17 protein-coding genes and 1 tRNA gene are annotated in these 19,107 nt (G+C 34.9%); 8 read left to right on the plus strand and 10 right to left on the minus strand.

Features of this window, described 5'->3' with window-relative positions:
- Positions 1–10: 10 nt before the first annotated feature.
- From FOF46_RS06950 to FOF46_RS06990, 9 genes are all read right to left on the minus strand, one after another.
- The gene (locus FOF46_RS06950; protein ID WP_143915952.1) at positions 11–619 is read right to left on the minus strand and encodes an ExbD/TolR family protein; all 609 of its coding nucleotides are present in this window, start codon (positions 617–619) and stop codon (positions 11–13) included.
- Between the two features lie 338 nt (positions 620–957).
- On the minus strand, positions 958–1,440 hold the full coding sequence (locus FOF46_RS06955) for an ExbD/TolR family protein (RefSeq protein WP_109435702.1): 483 nt from the start codon (positions 1,438–1,440) through the stop codon (positions 958–960).
- 22 nt (positions 1,441–1,462) lie between these two features.
- Positions 1,463–2,071, minus strand: coding sequence for an ExbD/TolR family protein (locus FOF46_RS06960; RefSeq protein WP_109435703.1), 609 nt, complete (start codon positions 2,069–2,071; stop codon positions 1,463–1,465).
- Between the two features lie 2 nt (positions 2,072–2,073).
- Positions 2,074–2,547 (minus strand): hypothetical protein, encoded by a 474-nt coding sequence (locus FOF46_RS06965; RefSeq protein ID WP_109435704.1) that lies wholly within the window; start codon positions 2,545–2,547, stop codon positions 2,074–2,076.
- A 126-nt stretch (positions 2,548–2,673) separates the two neighbouring features.
- Entirely contained in the window at positions 2,674–3,477 is an 804-nt protein-coding gene (locus FOF46_RS06970) for a MotA/TolQ/ExbB proton channel family protein (protein ID WP_109435705.1), read from the minus strand.
- Positions 3,478–3,559: 82 nt separating this feature from the next.
- Positions 3,560–3,647: transfer RNA gene (locus FOF46_RS06975), tRNA-Ser, on the minus strand.
- Between the two features lie 67 nt (positions 3,648–3,714).
- Positions 3,715–4,749, minus strand: coding sequence for an asparaginase (locus tag FOF46_RS06980; protein ID WP_143915953.1), 1,035 nt, complete (start codon positions 4,747–4,749; stop codon positions 3,715–3,717).
- Positions 4,750–4,789: 40 nt separating this feature from the next.
- The gene (locus tag FOF46_RS06985) at positions 4,790–5,578 is read right to left on the minus strand and encodes a TatD family hydrolase (RefSeq protein ID WP_143915954.1); all 789 of its coding nucleotides are present in this window, start codon (positions 5,576–5,578) and stop codon (positions 4,790–4,792) included.
- An 82-nt stretch (positions 5,579–5,660) separates the two neighbouring features.
- Positions 5,661–5,948, minus strand: a complete 288-nt coding sequence (locus FOF46_RS06990; protein ID WP_167571765.1) for a hypothetical protein — start codon at positions 5,946–5,948, stop codon at positions 5,661–5,663.
- Between the two features lie 352 nt (positions 5,949–6,300).
- On the opposite strand from FOF46_RS06990, the gene FOF46_RS06995 reads away from it, so the two are divergent.
- The 6 genes from FOF46_RS06995 to FOF46_RS07020 all read left to right on the plus strand — a co-directional run bounded on the left by FOF46_RS06995 (position 6,301) and on the right by FOF46_RS07020 (position 14,831).
- A complete protein-coding gene (locus FOF46_RS06995; RefSeq protein ID WP_109435708.1) occupies positions 6,301–6,738 on the plus strand; it encodes a retropepsin-like aspartic protease in 438 nt (145 codons plus the stop codon).
- 419 nt (positions 6,739–7,157) lie between these two features.
- Positions 7,158–7,751 (plus strand): phage tail protein, encoded by a 594-nt coding sequence (locus FOF46_RS07000; RefSeq protein WP_109435709.1) that lies wholly within the window; start codon positions 7,158–7,160, stop codon positions 7,749–7,751.
- Between the two features lie 115 nt (positions 7,752–7,866).
- Positions 7,867–8,457: an ABC transporter substrate-binding protein gene (locus FOF46_RS07005; protein WP_143915955.1), complete on the plus strand. Its 591-nt coding sequence runs from the start codon at positions 7,867–7,869 to the stop codon at positions 8,455–8,457.
- A gap of 5 nt (positions 8,458–8,462) precedes the next feature.
- The gene (locus FOF46_RS07010) at positions 8,463–9,044 is read left to right on the plus strand and encodes an ABC transporter substrate-binding protein (protein WP_244299586.1); all 582 of its coding nucleotides are present in this window, start codon (positions 8,463–8,465) and stop codon (positions 9,042–9,044) included.
- Between the two features lie 88 nt (positions 9,045–9,132).
- Positions 9,133–13,887 (plus strand): Ig-like domain-containing protein, encoded by a 4,755-nt coding sequence (locus FOF46_RS07015; protein WP_143915957.1) that lies wholly within the window; start codon positions 9,133–9,135, stop codon positions 13,885–13,887.
- A 59-nt stretch (positions 13,888–13,946) separates the two neighbouring features.
- Positions 13,947–14,831, plus strand: coding sequence for a PorP/SprF family type IX secretion system membrane protein (locus FOF46_RS07020; protein ID WP_143915958.1), 885 nt, complete (start codon positions 13,947–13,949; stop codon positions 14,829–14,831).
- Positions 14,832–14,963: 132 nt separating this feature from the next.
- On the opposite strand, the gene FOF46_RS07025 is transcribed toward FOF46_RS07020, so the two are convergent.
- Entirely contained in the window at positions 14,964–16,217 is a 1,254-nt protein-coding gene (locus FOF46_RS07025; RefSeq protein WP_109435713.1) for an ABC transporter permease, read from the minus strand.
- 151 nt (positions 16,218–16,368) lie between these two features.
- On the opposite strand from FOF46_RS07025, the gene purH reads away from it, so the two are divergent.
- Both purH and FOF46_RS07035 read left to right on the plus strand, forming a co-directional pair.
- The gene (purH, locus tag FOF46_RS07030) at positions 16,369–17,901 is read left to right on the plus strand and encodes a bifunctional phosphoribosylaminoimidazolecarboxamide formyltransferase/IMP cyclohydrolase (RefSeq protein WP_109435714.1); all 1,533 of its coding nucleotides are present in this window, start codon (positions 16,369–16,371) and stop codon (positions 17,899–17,901) included.
- Positions 17,902–17,945: 44 nt separating this feature from the next.
- A complete protein-coding gene (locus FOF46_RS07035; RefSeq protein WP_103069858.1) occupies positions 17,946–18,974 on the plus strand; it encodes a rod shape-determining protein in 1,029 nt (342 codons plus the stop codon).
- Positions 18,975–19,107: the final 133 nt, after the last annotated feature.

The following is a 19,107-nucleotide window of genomic DNA, read 5'->3' on the forward strand; positions in this document are numbered from 1 at the left end:
AATTAGGTTATTACTGATTTCTTGGTTCTGCTTCAGAAAGTTTCTCTGGAAACATCGATTGAATCTTTTTAACCCGATCCCTTAATTCTTCCTTATTCCCAACATAACGTCCATCTTTTAAATTTTCTTCCATCTCTATAAATGAAACACCATACAATCGCTCTGCTTCTCGATTACGTAATTCTGTATAGGCGGATACTAATTCATTTTGTACCGCTATATAAGTCTCATAATTAGTTTCACGGCTATTAATAAGAGATATAATTGCTTTACTTGGGTGATCAGAAGATTCTATATCCTTATCCCCTTTACAATAGTCACATGCTAGGTCACCTGACCCACCTCCATTATCCAAAAATGCAATCGCTGCCTTCTTAAGGTCTTGAATTTCCATCAAATTACCTTCTACTGATAGTTGATTAAGTTGATTTAATTCAACTTGAAAAAGATTCTTTTTTTTGAATACAACTTCTGGAGAATCTTCGATCAAAGGAGGTAATTTTCTCATTATTCCATAATCTGTTTCTATAGTGGTAGAAACCAAAAAAAAGATGAGTAATAAAAATGCGATATCTGCCATAGATCCCGCATTAACACTAGGTGCTAATCTTCTTGCCATAATAAAAAATATTTAATTAATAATTACTTACAAAATCAGCAAACGGTGATTATAAGCGACAAGAAGTATGTAGAAGAAAAATGTAATCGAGCTGCAACTCTTTTATCTAAATATTCAATATCGCTTTTGGAAGGTTAGATATCGATTTTTATAAAAATTAAATCACAGTTATCACAAAATTTGGATCAATTGTCATGCCAACATTTTAGTAAGACTAAAAAAAGAAATATGGATTTATATATTTTTAAAGGACAAATATTAAGAAAAGCTTATAAACTAAAAAATCCCGCCAAAAGGCAGGATTTTTTTATCTAATTAGAATATTTTCTATAGCGCTTTTACCTTAGATTATCCGTTGCTTCACCAGTTCTGGTAGTGTAGTTAATCTTAAGTGCCTGAACATCTCTTAATTCGCTTTTGATATCTCCAACAAGTCCCATATTGGTCTCACCGTCAACTTTTAAAGCTGTTGTTAAAAAGGGAACTAATTCCTCTCTTTTTGATGCTCTTTCTGCCAAAATAAATGCTTTTATATCAGCTACTTCAGCAAATTTATCATTAAGCTGAATTCTTGCCTGAGTACCTGCACTTGCAGCATATCTCGAACTAGGCTTTCCAGCATAAATATACATTACCAAATCTTTTTTATCTAATTTTTCAATTTGATCTGCAACAGGTAATCTATTTTCTATCATCAATGTATTTTGACGCATTACCGTTGCAACCATAAAGAAAAATAATAACATAAATACAATATCTGGTAACGAAGCCGTAGAAATTGCAGGTAATTCACCGCCGCTTTTCTTTTTAAACTTAGACATAAGAATTTTGTTTTACGTTATATTATTTTTTTGGTTCTGCTTCTGAAAGTTTTTCAGGAAACATAAATTGTATCTTCTTGATATCTTCCTTTAACGTTTCTTTACTTCCAGTATAATTAACATCTTTTACATCTTTTTCCATTTGAACAAAAGATTTACCAAAAAGACGTTGAGCTTCTCTATTACGTAACGTTGTATATGCCGCTACCAATTCATTTTGAACTGCAATATATGTGGCATAGTTAGTTTCTCTATTATTACGCAATGAAATTACTGCTTTTGTTGGATTATCTGACGATGATGGATTTTTAGCTCCTTGACAGAATGTACATCCATCGGCTCCTTTTCCTCCACCATTATCCAAAAATGCAATTGCTGCTTCTCTAAGATCCTTCAACTCCATAGGAGCTTCCTCAACCAATAAGTCATTATTCTTATTCAATTCTACAACAAAAATATTTTTTTCCTTTAGAATTGGTGGCTCCACATTATCCTCTTGTGGAGGCGGAAGTTTACGGCTAATACCACTATCAGTTTCGATAGTTGTAGTAACCAGGAAGAATATAAGAAGTAAGAATGCAATATCTGCCATAGATCCTGCATTTACCTCTGGTGCTGCTCTTCTTGCCATAATTATTTACCTATTAATTTTTTAACACCCGAAAGAAACATTAATCCAACTGCAATCGCAGCCAAGAAATAAAATGTATACAATCCGGTTCCTACCCACTTAGATCCACTTGCAGAAAGTATTTCTCCATCTTTTAGCGGGGTTTCAACGCCATCAGCCAATACAAAACCAATTATTGCAATGACAACAAAAGCGACAATTCCTATTGCAGTATTTTTAAGACTTGATGGATTTTTGGCCATAGTCGAAAACACAGCAATTAAAGTAGCTATAATAGTGATAACAAAAACCACCAAAGTAAGCATATATAATGGAGTTACCGAAGGTGCTGCTATTTCTAAAGGAAGTTCTCTAGCTTCAGAAACACCATTTTCGTCCATTAAGGTGCCTATTGAACTACTCATAAGATACCAAAGGATTATCCCTAAGACTCCTACTCCTAGCACAACATATGATAATATTTTAGAAATTTTCATGTGTCTGTTTTTTTAAATTTAGAATACATATCATTAGTATTCCGTTAAACAATAATAATATATAAATAGATGTATAAAATCAATCCTTATACATAGAAGTTTTACACTCCTATTTCTATTATCTTATTATTTCTTGTTTTTGTAAGCTACTAGCATATCGATTAAAGTAATCGAAGCATCTTCCATATCATTTACTATTCTATCAATCTTAGCTACGATGTAGTTATAAAATATCTGAAGAATAATTGCCACAATAAGACCAAATACTGTTGTAAGAAGTGCTACTTTAATACCACCTGCTACAAGAGAAGGCTGCATATCACCAGCTGCTTCAATCTTATCAAAGGCTTGGATCATACCAATTACCGTTCCCATAAACCCAAGCATCGGAGCAAGAGCGATAAATAATGATACCCAAGATACGTTTTTCTCTAATTGTCCCATTTGAACACCACCATAAGCAACAACTGCTTTCTCTGCCGCATCAATACTTTCGTCTGCTCTATCAAGACCTTGATAGTAAATCGATGCAACAGGTCCTTTTGTATTTCTACAAACTTCTTTTGCTGCTTCAACACCACCACTATGTAATGCATCTTCTACATTTTGTTGTAATTTCTTAGTATTCGTTGTAGAAAGATTTAAAAAGATAATTCTTTCAATTGCTATCGCAAGACCTAAGATCAAACATAGAAGTACGATACCCATAAATCCTGGTCCACCTTCTATAAAACGCTTTTTAAGCTCTTGATGGAAGGATAATTCTTCAGCATCAGCAGATTCAGGTGCTTCTTGAATTGTTGTCGTAGTAAGAGGAGCAATTAATAATTGCACATTTGCCGTTAATAACTGGGCTGGTGCAGTAGAAGCTTGTAAGTTTCCAAAAGTCATAACTGCTGCGATTGCCAGAATAGAAAATAATCTTTTCATTGCGCTTATTCTTAATTTTAATTAGTTAAAGGGTTAAAGATATAAAAATAATATAAAATCTATCAAAAAATTAAATATATTGCAGAGAGGAAGGGATTCGAACCCTCGATACGCTTTTGACGTATACACACTTTCCAGGCGTGCGCCTTCGACCACTCGGCCACCTCTCTCTGGTTTCCCCTAAAATTAGGGATCGGCAAATAACAAAAAAAATGTTAACTACTAAAATTTGAGGCGTTAATTTTCAGACATTTCACCTCGTAGCGAAGTTTCATAAATGGTTTTGAGCACTTTAAGTGGTAATTTTTCTCCTAACAAATACATTAATTTTGCTACTGCAGCCTCTGTAGTAATGTCTTTTCCTGATATTACTCCGGCTTTTTTAAGCGCAACACTGGTATCATATTTCCCCATTTCAACACTTCCTCCTGCACATTGAGTAACATTAACTATCGGAACACCTCTTTTAATTGTTTCAGAAATAAGATGTATAAACCACTTTTTTGTAGTTGTATTTCCTGCTCCATACGTCTCTATAATTATCCCTTTTATGGTTTCTGAAGAAAAAATATCTTCAAGAATTCGTTCATTAATTCCTGGAAACATTTTTAGAATTAGAATATCATTATCAAAATGAGTGTGATACACCATTTTTTTTCGTCTGTTTACCGTTCTTAAAAAAGTAGTATTGACTTTAAGATGAACACCAGATTCTACCAACGCGGGATAGTTCATAGATTGAAAAGCTTCAAAATGCTCTGCATTTATCTTTGTAGTTCTATTAGCTCTAAGTAATTTATATTCGAAATAAAGTCCTACTTCTGTTATCACAGGTTTTCCTTTTTTCTGTAATGCAGAAATCTGAACCGCTGTGATCAGGTTCTCTTTAGCATCTGTTCTTAAATCTCCAATAGGCAATTGAGAACCTGTGAAAATAATTGGTTTTGTAAGGTTTTCAAACATAAAACTAATAGCAGAAGCTGTGTACGACATGGTATCACTACCATGAAGCACTACAAATCCATCATAGTTTTCATAATTCTCATTAATGACATCTCCAAGTTCTTTCCATCTATCAACATTCATATCAGATGAGTCAATAGGAGTAGAAAAACTAACGGTATCTATATTACAATCCAATTGCTTAAGCTCAGGGATGTTTAACAACAATTCATCAAAATCAAAAGCAATTAAAGCCCCTGTCTCGAAGTCCTTTATCATTCCGATAGTTCCTCCGGTATAAATAAGTAATATATTCGGTGACGTATTCATATAGCAAATGAACAAAATTTTTGATGATATTTAAATTTATCTAAACTCCAAATACATCTTTAGAATTTTTGGTAGTAATCTCTGCTATTTCTATGACAGGCTTCTCATATATACTCTGGAGTTTTTCGAGGACATTAATTATATAGGAACTCTCATTTCGTTTACCTCTATAAGGAGTAGGCGCCAAATATGGTGCATCAGTTTCTAATACGATATGATCCAAAGAGATCTGATTTAAAAATGTATCAATTTTACCATTTTTAAAAGTGACCACGCCTCCTATGCCTAATTTCATATTATACTCAATAGCACGACGAGCATCTTCTAAAGTTCCTGTAAAACAATGAAAAATCCCAAATAGATCATCCGATTTTTCTAACTCTAGTACTTCAAAAACTTCTTCAAATGCTTCTCTGCAATGTATAACGATGGGTAACTTATGCTTTTTTGCTAATTGGATTTGATATCTGAAGGCCTCTTGTTGCTCAGTTAAAAAGCTTTTATCCCAATACAAATCTATTCCTATCTCCCCTATTGCATAAAACTTTTTACCTTCTTTATTACTCAAACGGCTTTCAAGTTCTTTCTCAACATGTGCAAGCTCTTCTTTGTAACTCTCTTTTACATGAGTAGGATGTAAACCTGTCATTAGAAAAACATATTCTGGATATTTCTCTTCGACAGCATACATTGCTTTGGTATATGTAGAATCAATAGCGGGCACAAAGAAACGAGTCACTCCATTTCTTATGGCTCGTTGCATCATTTCATCTTGATCTTCATCAAAGGCTTCGCTATAAATATGTGTATGGGTATCGGTTAGTATCATGCGGCAAAAATAATTAAATTTTATGCGCATTAATTATTCTTTTTAGAATATTAATTGCTAATATCTAACCTACGAATATTTCTTAGTTCACACTAATAATACGCTCTAAAGGAATAACTGTAGATTGTTTCAGGATAACCGATTTTTCAGTTATTCCCCATACGGTAGTTTCTACTGCTTTAGAACCTTGGTCATCTGCAAAAATGATTTTTACTTTTTGGTGTTCTAGATTACCTAGACTCATTGCTCTTTTCAATTTATAACGTCGATCTTGTTTTTCTCTTTTACCCTTTAATACTTCTTCATGCGGGAAATGTAAAAATTGTATTTGCTCTTTTTCTATAGCTTGTATTTTATTATGCATTCTCATGACATGTGCTCTTTAAATTATTCTAAAAGTTTAGTAGCATTTTCTCAATAAAAATTACACTTCAGCACGTTACCAGTCCCAAAACACCATATAATTAACAAACTTTATGATATTTCAATAAAAACACAACACCTAGTAAAGAAACAAAAACCAGAAAACCTTATCTCAAACTGGCAAAACTTTAATCTAAATAAAATCACTTCACAGCTTTAGCATTTATTTTAAGCCTAAAATAATATCTCTATTATCTATAGTACAAGAATCTACATAAGTTCTAAACCAGCCATTTCCAGAGTTAACCTTATTTCTATTAATTATACTATTTTTACGGCAAGTTTCTTCAAAACAAAACATGAGTACACTCCGAAAATTTTTAACGCAAAAAGCATATCAACGAATCAAACTTGTTTTTACAAAAACAAATCATTTTGAAGTTAAAGCGATCCTAAATGGTATTGAAGGAAATTTCATAGTAGATACAGGAGCCTCTAATTCTTGTGTTGGATTTGAAGCTGTCGAGAAATTTAATCTTTTTGCTCAAGACAGCGATGTAAGAGCAGCTGGAGCTGGAGCTACAGACATGCTCACTCAACTTTCTCAAAAAAACTCAATACAAATAGGAAGTTGGTCCAAAAAAAGAGTATCTCTTGTTCTCTTTGATCTTAACCATGTCAATGCTGCACTTATAGCACATCATGCAGAACCGGTAGACGGTATTATCGGAGCAGATATTCTAAAAAGGGGTAAAGCTATTATTGATTACGAAAGAACTTGCATGTATTTGAAGTAAAAAACTAACATTATCATGTAATATATTTTATCAAATTTTCCTCTTCAAAAAATATAGTTGCAAAAAAACTCTGAGATTTCGGGTTTTAAACAAATATTACTTAAATTTAATAAATCAGATCTTGTTATTTCTAATGATAATAAGCAATTCATTTATATAATGAAATATGATGAAATATTTCTTAGCGTATTTCATCATTAAGTTTACTTACAGAAGTACCATTAGAAAATCAACTTACCCCAGAGATCTAAATTGAAGTTTTAATATTACTTATTACCAACACATCTGTCAAGACATACATGATACCTCAAATTTATTCTTTGTTAACTTTTGTCACGTTTTATAGAACAATAAACCGAAGTTAAAAGAATACAATCGTATCATATTCTAATGAATTATTAATTAAAACAATTAAAATTATGGAATTTTACCTTTCTCAGATCGTGTATTGGGCGTGCAATTTTGCGCCTAGAGCTTGGGCTTTTTGTGCTGGTGCACTACTCCCCATATCCAGCAACACCGCATTATTTTCACTTATAGGAACAACTTATGGCGGGGATGGCAGAACAACTTTTGCCTTACCTGATTTAAGAGGGCGAGCGCCTATTGGTTTTGGCAATGGGCCTGGCTTATCTGATTATCGATTAGGATCAAAAGGTGGTCAAGAAGTAGTAACCTTAAATATATTACAAATACCATCACATAATCATATTATCGATACTTCTGATCTGAATATTGCTGTACAAATGAGTGTAAATAGTGGTCAGGCAGATACACATACTCCTACTAGTGGCGTATCAATAGCCGCTCCTTATGATGCTAGTAATTTAGCTGAAATTTCGGGATATAATTCAACAACTCCAGATATACCCATAGCAGGTGCTATAGGTGCAATTACCGGAAATGCAACGACTCTAAATACGGGAGGAAGTCAATATCACGAAAACAGAATGCCATATCTAACATTGAATCCTTGTATTTGTATTCAAGGCCTTTTTCCTTCTAGAAGTTAAGCATTCGTATGAAAAGCAAGGTCTATTCCATTTCAGATAAGAACTTGTATTGCATATCACCTAGTGTGTTGTTTGAAAAAATAATCAAACAACATACTTTTTATCTTAAAAAATTATGAATCCTATCAAAATTGGTTTTCTAACTCCATACTCTAGCATTTATCCCAATTTCTTTCCTCATCTTGCTACAGGGTTCTATCTTGGTCTTGATCAAAAACCAGGAAGAAGAGCAGATATAGAATTAATACCTGAATTTGCAGGTTCGGGAGGAATACCTTCTGTAGTAGAGGCTACCAAGAAACTACTCAACTTTAGTAATGTTGATATCATTTCAGGAATGATTAGCTATCGATCTCTTCCCGACCTAATTCCACTTATTGATAGCAGAAAAAACGCTATAGGTTTCTTTTTTGACATGGGAGAAATGTTGCCTACTTTTGACTATCATAGCCCGAACATATTTTTTAACTCTCACCAATTATATCAAAGTCAATATGCATTAGGCTATTGGGCTCAAAAAGAATATAAAGCACCTGGATTTATAATTACACCTATATACAATTCGGGATACCAACTACACACCTCTTTTCAAGCAGGTGTTCGGGATGCTGGAGGTAACACTATTTTACAAGCTGTTATTCCTTATGACAACAACAATCCTCATCATCTTAATATTGAAGATATCTTAATATTGAAGATATCTTAGAAAAGATAAGAAAAGAAGCACCAGCATACGTACACGCACTCTTTGTTGGCCCTCAAGGCAACGAATTTCTGAACCTATGGAAATCAAAATCATGGACAAAAGATATCCCACTACTTGTTGCTGAAAACATGTTGTATCCCGATATGTTAGATGATGTAAAACATTTAGGATTAAATCTATATGGAGCCATGTTATGGAACCCGGATATAGAATATAAAATAAATAAACAATTCGTAAAAAAATTCAAACAAAACTCTGGTCAATCTCCTAATCTTTATGCACTACAAGGGTATGAAGCGGGACTTATGTTTAGAGAATTATTACATCCTCTAAAAAAACGACATTGGGATATTGTAAAGGAAAAATTACAAAACACAAATATTGAAGGGCCTAGGGGTGTCAAAAACTTCTGTTCCAAAAGAGGGTTCTTAACACCAGATATTGATATTGTAAAAACAAGAACAGATAGCTCAGGAATTTATAATACCGTCATCGCTATTGGAAAAAAAATGAACAGCAATGTAACAACAACTCTTCTTCAGGAAGAGATAGATTCTGGATGGGTAAATCCATATTTATGTATTTAGAATTAAAACAATGTTATAACACTATGAAATTTATCCAACACAAACTAATAACATAGTCTATACATATCGTCATTAAAACCTTTACCTAATGAAAAGAATAATACTTTTATGCTTCATATCCTTTAGCTTCTTTAATGTAGTTATAGCTTATGCACATAGTAAAAAAAATACGTTATCTATAAAAGAGACGAATCACACTACAGCTTTTGTTTCTGATTTTTTCTCAACATTAGATTTTGGAGCTGATCCAATAGATGCGTATACCATCACAAAAAAAATAAACGAGCTAAGTTACTATGTACCGACAACTCCTAGTACTCCAGGTACAGCAACTACATTTACAGGAACAGATTTTTTTCTAGAACCCTCTGCAGTAGCACTAAGCAACACTCAATTTGTAATAGCGTATAGGTCCTCTGCTTCTGGCACGCCTGGAGAAGCCATTGTAGGAACACTTTCTGGAAATGCGATCAGCTTTGGGAACAGAACACAATTTGCTAGTACCGTAGGCGCTACACATACTGCTATTTCTGCTATAAGTGCCACACAATTTATCGTTGCTTTTGAAGATGAACGCGGAGTTGCTGACGTAGGAGAAATGAGAATAGGCACGGTATCTGGTAATACTATTTCTTTTGGTAGCTCATTTGATTTTGCACCCGGAGATGTTGATGCAATAGAGATGGAGGCTTTATCTTCAAGCAGTCATATAGTAGTCTATCGAGATGTCGAGGATAGTAATCGCGGAAAAGCAAAAATAATTACAGTAAGTGGAGCAACGCTATCCTTTGGAACAGCAGCAACTTTTTTAACAGACGCAACGATCTGGACCGGTCTGGATGTATTGTCTCCTAGCACTTTTGTAGTTGTTTATCAGGCAACTACTGCTGGTTCTGAAGGAGGAGCCGTTATAGGGTCAGTCAGTGGATCAACCATTATTTTAGGTAGTGCAAACATTTTCGAAAGTAATTGTAGACAAGTTGATGTAGTAGCTATTTCATCCAATAAGTTTGTAGTTTCTTATGACGACGACGATGATGGAAATGGTTATGTACAGGTAGGATCCGTTAGTGGGACAACAATAACAGGATATGGAACACGCCAGCAATTAGTCACAACCGTGGGAGGAGTACGATTAGCTCCTTCCTCTTCTGATAAATTTATAGCTATGTATACTCCTACAAGCGGTACTGATCCAACATATGCTAAGGAAGGTGAAGTTATAGGAACAGATATTACATTAAGTGCTCAAGCAACTATACATAGCGGCAATAGCGACATTCAAGCTATGGAAGTTGTCCAACTTGATAATGGGAAACATATCTATATCTATCAAGATGAATCTAATGGTAGTGTAGGAAAAGCTATTTATGGCGAAGCTTCTTCACCTACTCCTACCCCAAATCTTACAGCTACCCTCACAGATGCTTTACTAATTGATAACATATCTAATGGATTAGTAAATCCAGGAGAGACACTAAGATATACCACAACTATTACAAATAGTGATGCAGATGCAACTGGAGTCAACTATACGATTTCTACAGATGCGTTAACTACATTGGTAGTTGGGTCTGTCACCACCACGCAAGGCACTGTGACTACAGGAAATACAGCAGGAGATACTTCTACCGCAATAAACATAGGCACTATTACAGATGGATCATCAGTAACCATAACATTTGACGTTATCGTAGAAACTCCCGTAGCAAGCCCAGCAACGATAAGCTTGCAAGGAACTATAAGTGGAACTAACTTCACAACATTTGACACTAATGATCCTGCTACCGTAGCTGCAGCAGACGCCACAGAGATTTCTTTTGATGGAGTTGCACCAACAGGATATTCGGTATCTATTAATCAAAGTCCAATCAATGCCGGAAACACCAATGCAGTGAGTTACACTTTCTCTGCTGCAGAAGTAGGGGCAACATACAACTACACCTTTAGTAGTTCTGGGGGAGCAGGAACAGTAACGGGATCAGGAACTGTGGCGAGTGCAACAGCAACAATATCAGGAATTAACCTAAGCGGCTTAGCAGACGGAACAATAACACTAAGTGTAACACTAACCGATGTAAATGGTAATACCGGTAGTGCTGCAACTGACACAGAAACTAAAGACACTCAAGCACCAACAGGATATACTGTAGTAATTGACCAAAGTCCTATCAATTCTGGAAATACCAATGCAGTGAGTTATACATTCTCTGCTGCAGAAGTAGGCGCAACATACAACTATACCTTTAGTAGTTCTGGGGGAGCAGGAACAGTAACAGGTTCAGGAACTGTGGCAAGTGCAGCAGCAACAATATCAGGAATTAACCTAAGCGGCTTAACAGACGGAACAATAACGCTAAGTGTAACACTAACCGATGTAAATGGAAATACTGGTAGTGCTGCAACTGACACAGAAACTAAAGAAACTGTAGCTCCAACAGGATATTCGGTATCTATTAATCAAAGTCCAATCAATGCCGGAAACACCAATGCAGTGAGTTACACTTTCTCTGCTGCAGAAGTAGGGGCAACATACAACTATACCTTTAGTAGTTCTGGGGGAGCAGGAACAGTAACAGGATCAGGAACTGTAGCAAGTGCAACAGCAACAATATCAGGAATTAACCTAAGTGGTTTAGCAGACGGAACAATAACACTAAGTGTAACACTAACCGATGTAAATGGAAATACTGGTAGTGCTGCAACTGACACAGAAACCAAAGAAACTGTAGCTCCAACGGGATATACCGTAGTAATTGATCAAAGTCCAATCAATTCTGGAAATACCAATGCAGTGAGTTATACATTTTCTGCTGCAGAAGTAGGCGCAACATACAACTACACCTTTAGCAGTTCTGGGGGAGCAGGAACAGTAACAGGTTCAGGAACTGTGGCAAGTGCAACAGCAACAATATCAGGAATTAACCTAAGCGGCTTAGCAGACGGAACAATAACATTAAGTGTAACACTAACCGATGTAAATGGAAATACTGGTAGTGCTGCAACTGATACAGAAACTAAAGAAACCGTAGCTCCAACGGGATATAGTGTAGCAATCGATCAAAGTCCAATCAATGCCGGAAATACCAATGCAGTGAGTTATACATTTTCCTCGGCAGAAGTAGGGGCAACATACAACTATACCTTTAGTAGTTCTGGGGGAGCAGGAACAGTAACAGGTTCAGGAACTGTGGCAAGTGCAACAGCAACAATATCAGGAATTAACCTAAGCGGCTTAGCAGACGGAACAATAACATTAAGCGTAACACTAACCGATGTAAATGGAAATACTGGTAGTGCTGCAACCGATACAGAAACCAAAGAAGCCCAACCACCATCTGGATATAGTGTAGCAATTGATCAAAGTCCAATCAATGCTGGAAACACCAATGCAGTGAGTTATACATTTTCTTCTGCAGAAGTAGGAGCAACATATAACTATACCTTTAGTAGTTCTGGGGGAGCAGGAACAGTAACAGGTTCAGGAACCGTAGCAAGTGCAACAGCAACAATATCAGGAATTAACCTAAGCAGCTTAGCAGATGGAACAATAACATTAAGCGTAACACTAACTGATGTAAGTGGTAATACTGGTAGCGCAGCTACTGATACAGAAACCAAAGATACCCAAGCACCAACAGGATATACTGTAGCAATCGACCAAAATCCTATCAATTTTGGAAATACCAATGCAGTGAGCTATACATTTGCCTCGGCAGAAGTAGGCACTACTTACGACTATACTTTTAGTACGTCGGGTGGAATAGAAACAATTACTGGATCTGGGACTATTGTTACAACCACTGATCAAATCACCGGTATAGATCTAAGCGGATTAAGCGATGGTACAGTTACTCTATTAGTTACACTCACAGACCCTGCAGGAAATGAAGGTCTGGAAACTATGGATACTGTAAACAAAAATGCTTTACCTCCAGCAGCTAGTATCGTCATAAGTGATACCGCACTAACCATAGGCGAAACCGCTATAATTACCATCACCTTTTCTGAGGCTGTGACAGGGTTCGACAATACAGATTTAGCTGCACCTAATGGAACACTTACTACAGTAACCTCTTCTGATGGAAATATTACATTTACAGCAACCTATACCCCCACAAGCGATATTGAAGATGATACTAACATCATTGTTCTCGATAATACCGGAGTAACTGATAGTGCTGGTAATACCGGAACAGGAACAACAGATTCTCTTAACTTTAGTATTGATCTAATACAACCTACAGTAACAGTAGAAATTGATAACAATCAATTAATGACAGGTGAGACTGCTACTGTAACCATTACTTTTTCTGAGGCAGTAACAGGCTTTGATAATACAGACTTAACAATACAAAATGGAGTTCTTACTGATGTAAGCTCTTTTGATGGTGACATTACTTTTACCGCAATTTTCACTCCAACTCAAGATATTCAAGATGACACCAATATCATTACTATTGATAACACAGGGTTTACAGATATAGCTGGAAATTCTGGCATAGGGACTACAGACTCAGTAATTTTTAGCATCAATACCTTGGCCCCACCAGCAACTACCTTAACTTTTAACAATGGGTTTTCACCTAATGGTGATGGAATAAATGATACTTGGGTCATCGAGGGATTAGAAAATTTCCCAAGTCATAAAATTCAACTTTTTAATAGGTCTGGAAATCGAATTTTTGAAGCAGTAGATTATCAAAACGATTGGAACGGGGAAGCCAAAGTTAGTTCATCATTTGGAAACGGAAGACTTCCTGCAGGTTCATATTATTATATTATTGAAACAGGTACAGCAGAAGTAGCTCCATTCACTGGTTGGATATACATCAATTACTAACTCTATTTAGGCTTGGAAAAAGTTCCAGCTTCCAACTATTAACTATAAAAGAAGGATCAATGAAAGATTTCAAATACAAATACATTTTAATACTACTACTATTCACTTCAATTTTGGGTTATACACAGCAAGACCCTCATTTTAGCTTATATAGATACAATATGAATATAATTACTCCTGCATATGCTGGTTCGAATGAGCATCTTGAAGCAGTTTTCTCAGTACGAAGTCAATGGATTGGAGTACAAGATGCTCCACAAACATTTAACTTTAATGTAAATTCTCCTATAGGTAAAAACGTTGGTGTTGGATTAACAATTGTAAATGATCGGGTTTTTGTATTAGATGAAACACATGTATATGCAGATTTTTCATATAAACTTAAAATAGCAGATAAATTAGACCTATATTCTGGTATAAAAGCAGGCGGATCTTTCTTAAAAATAGATCTCAATAAAGTCGGTATCACCGATGATCCATTATTTAGTGAAAATGTAAATACGTTTAACCCCAATGTTGGAGTAGGCTTTTACCTTAAAGGAGAAAAATATTATGTAACCCTTTCTGCTCCTGGAATCCTATCAAATGACAGGTTTGAAAAAGATGGTGTTAATCCAGTATCCGCTAGTGATGATCAGCAGTTTTTCTTAGGCGGAGGCTATACTTTTAATCTTACTAACGATTTTAAATTACAACCTTCTGTATTAACCAGAGCAGTAACAGGAGTTCCTCTTACTATTGACATGACCGCTTCTGCCTGGTATAAAGAAAGAATAGAACTAGGTACAAACTATAGAATAGACGAAAGTGTTACTATATTTTTAACCACCACTTTTATTGATAAAGCATTACAATTTGGATATGCTTATGAACATACTACAGCGAACACAGGATCCTTTAATAATGGAAGTCATGAAGTAATGCTAAAAGTTAGTTTGAACTAAAACAAATACTCCCAAGTCTTTATTGTTTAAAGAAATCAAAACAATATAATCATCGATCTAAATTCTCTTAAGTTTTAAAAGCTTTATGAGGATTTATAAGTACCCGGAAATCAAAAGTCATTTTATCAAAAATTACATCCCAGTTCTAATAGCTTCAACAGGATCTAGTTTTGAAGCAGATATCGCTGGTAAAATCCCAGCAACTAAACCAATCATGGTAGAAGAAAACATTCCCCAAAACACATTGGAGCCAGAAAGAATAAATTCAAAATCACCTGTAAATTGAGATGCAAAAATAGAAATCAACCACACCAACACAAGCCCTATTAAACCACCAAAAATAGCTAAAATAACAGCTTCAAATAAAAACTGAAATAGTATAAATCTTCTCTTAGCACCAAGTGCTTTTTGAATCCCTATAAGATTGGTACGTTCTTTTACACTCACAAACATAATATTCGCAATTCCAAACCCACCAACCAATAATGAAAACATCCCTATAAAACCTCCAATCTGGGACATTGTACCGGTGATATTATCTATAAAATCAGTAAATCCCTGTAGTTGATTTACAAAAAAGTTATCGATCTCATCAGGTTTCAATCCACGATATGTCCTCATTTTTTGTTTTAACCCTGCAACAAATTCGGGAACATCAATACCAGACTCTGGCTTAATAATAATTGCGGGGAAAGCAGATTTATTATTATCTCCATAGACTCTTCTTACCAAGTTGACCGGGAGAATAACCATAGTATCTTTACTATTCCCAAAAAGTCCCATTCCTTCTTTTTTTAGCACTCCGATTATAGTTATTTTTCTTCCGTATAGACGTACTTTCTTACCAATAGGATCTCCAGAACCAAATAAATTATTAGCAATTTCGTCTCCTATAACTGCCACAGGAGCACCAGATGCAGATTCTTGTTCATTATAAAATCTTCCTTTCACCACCTGTAATTCTTCTATTTCATAATAGTCACTTGTAACGGGTACAATTTCTACATTGCTAACATTATTATCTTCATATTTTACGGTCTCAGGAGCAACATTTAAAATAAAACTAGCTGCTTTCATGTCAGGTAAAGACCTATTTATATATTGATATTCTTCGAATGTTACATCAGGAAATTGTTCTCGTTTCCACTGCGGTATATCTGTTGGACCAAATGAGAAACGCATGAGGTAAATTGTACTATTATCCAGAGAGCTAATACTTCCTTTTATTTCCTGCTTCAAAGAATCTACTGCTGCTAACACTCCTATTATAGAAAATATCCCAATAGTTACACCCAACAACGAAAGAAATGTGCGTAACTTATTGTTTATAAGCGCACTAATAGCAAAATTAAAACTTTCTTTTAGTACTCTAAGGTAGATTAACATGCTCTATTTTTTGAACTAGATTTTAAATTATTTAAAGATAGGACGTTTTCCTTATATTTTTGTTACAATTTCTTTCAAACAATTACACATAATTGGTTGTCTAATTGATTACTAAATTGCTACTTTTGCGTTTTACTAACTAAATTTTCTCATGAGCAACACAAAAACTGCTAAATCTGCTTTGATTTCTGTATTCAGTAAAGATGGATTAGCACCTATCGTAAAAAAATTAGATGAACTTAATATTACCATTTATTCTACTGGTGGAACAGAAAAATTCATTAGAGATTTAGGAGTTAATGTTATACCTGTCGAGGATGTTACTTCGTACCCTTCTATTCTTGGGGGGAGAGTTAAAACGCTTCATCCAAAAGTTTTTGGAGGAATTCTTAATCGTCAAAATAACGATAGTGATGTTGCAGAACTGGAACAATATGAGATTCCTCAAATTGATATTGTTATCGTAGACTTATATCCTTTTGAAAAGACCGTAGCTTCTGGAGCTCCAGAACAAGATATTATTGAGAAAATAGATATTGGAGGAATTTCTCTAATTAGAGCAGCTGCCAAAAATTTTGCTGATGTTACTTGTGTTGCTTCTGTTGATGATTATTCAGAATTTTTGTCTGTTATTTCAGAAGGAAACGGAAATATTTCTATAGAAGATCGTAAACGTTTTGCTGCCAAAGCTTTTAATGTATCTTCTCACTATGACTCTGCAATATTTAATTATTTTAATAGTGATCATGAAATAGCTTCTCTTAAAATAAGTGAAACCAAAGGAAAAGTATTACGATATGGTGAAAACCCACATCAAAAAGGATTTTTCTTTGGGGATTTTGAAGCTATGTTCGACAAAGTACATGGTAAAGAATTATCGTATAACAACTTACTTGATGTAGACGCTGCAGTAAATCTAATGAATGAATTCAAAAATGACGCACCTACATTTGCAATATTAAAACATAATAATGCCTGTGGTTTAGCACAAAGAGAAACTATTCTTCAAGCTTATATTGATGCATTAGCAGGCGATCCTGTTTCTGCTTTTGGAGGAATCCTAATTAGTAATACCGAGATCGATAAAAACACTGCTGACGAAATTCATAAACTTTTCTGTGAAGTGGTGATCGCTCCTTCTTTTAGTGATGAAGCTATAGAAATACTTAAAGGAAAGAAAAATAGAATCATTTTAGTACAAAAAGAAATCGATTTACCAAAAATGCAAGTACGATCTTGTCTTAATGGTGCTTTGCTTCAAGACAAGGATCTTAAAACGGATGCCAAATCAGATTTGAGTACTGTAACAAAGACCGCTCCTACTTCTGATCAAATCGAAGATCTTCTTTTTGCCTCAAAAATCTGTAAACATACTAAATCAAATACTATAGTTTTTACTAAGGGTAAACAATTATTAGCAAGCGGAACAGGACAAACTTCTAGAGTTGATGCACTTAAGCAATCTATAGAAAAAGCAAAATCATTTAATTTTGATCTTAATGGTGCGGTAATGGCTAGTGATGCATTTTTCCCATTCCCTGATTGTGTAGAGATAGCAGACCATGCAGGCATAAAAGCTGTGATTCAACCAGGTGGTTCTATAAAGGATCAATTGAGCATTGAATACTGTGATCAAAACGGAATTGCAATGGTTATGACCGGAACACGCCATTTTAAACATTAATTTTATTACATTTACTGAATTTTAACCCCTTTTTTTGACTTTTTATGGGATTTTTTGACTTCTTTACCGAAGAGATTGCAATAGATTTAGGTACCGCTAACACATTAGTAATTCATAATGACAAAGTCGTAGTGGATAGTCCCTCTATTGTAGCCAGAGATATTATGACTGGTAAAATTATTGCTGCTGGAAAAGAGGCGGCTATGATGCAAGGAAAAACTCATGAGAATATCAAAACTATCCGACCATTAAAAGATGGAGTAATCGCAGATTTTGATGCCAGTGAGAAAATGATAAGTATGTTTATCAAAGATATCCCGGCATTAAAGAAAAAACTCTTTGCTCCTGCTCTGCGTATGGTAATCTGTATTCCTTCTGGGATTACTGAAGTAGAAATGCGAGCCGTAAAAGAAAGTGCAGAACGCGTAAATGGTAAAGAAGTATATCTTATTCATGAACCTATGGCTGCCGCAATTGGTATAGGAGTTGACATTATGCAACCTAAAGGAAATATGATTGTAGATATAGGAGGAGGTACAACAGAAATTGCTGTTATTGCTCTAGGAGGAATTGTTTGTGATAAATCTGTAAAGATTGCAGGGGATGTATTTACTAATGATATTATATATTACATGCGTACACAACATAATTTATATGTTGGGGAACGTACTGCTGAAAAAATAAAAATACAAATTGGTGCTGCTACAGAAGATCTTGAGTTACCACCAGAAGAAATGAATGTCCAAGGACGTGATCTACTCACAGGAAAACCAAAACAAGTTCAAATTTCTTTTAGAGAAATGGCTAAGGCACTAGATAAATCTATTTTACGAATCGAAGATGCAGTAATGGAAACTTTATCACAAACACCGCCAGAACTTGCAGCAGACATATACAATACAGGAATATATCTTGCCGGAGGAGGTTCTATGCTTCGAGGGCTGGATAAACGTTTATCACAAAAAACTGATTTACCTGTTTATATAGCAGAAGACCCATTAAGAGCAGTTGTAAGAGGAACAGGAATTACACTTAAAAATCTAAACAGGTATAAAAGTGTACTTATCAAATAGTATTTTTAAAAAAATATGACCTGAAATATACCTAAATTTCTGATTTTACGTTATCCTGCTTTAATATTTATTAAGTAAAGGCAAAAGCCACTTATAACAGTACGTTTAACTAAAGAGATTATCACACGCTAAA

Source organism: Aquimarina algiphila (genome assembly GCF_007489275.1).
Lineage (GTDB): Bacteria > Bacteroidota > Bacteroidia > Flavobacteriales > Flavobacteriaceae > Aquimarina > Aquimarina algiphila.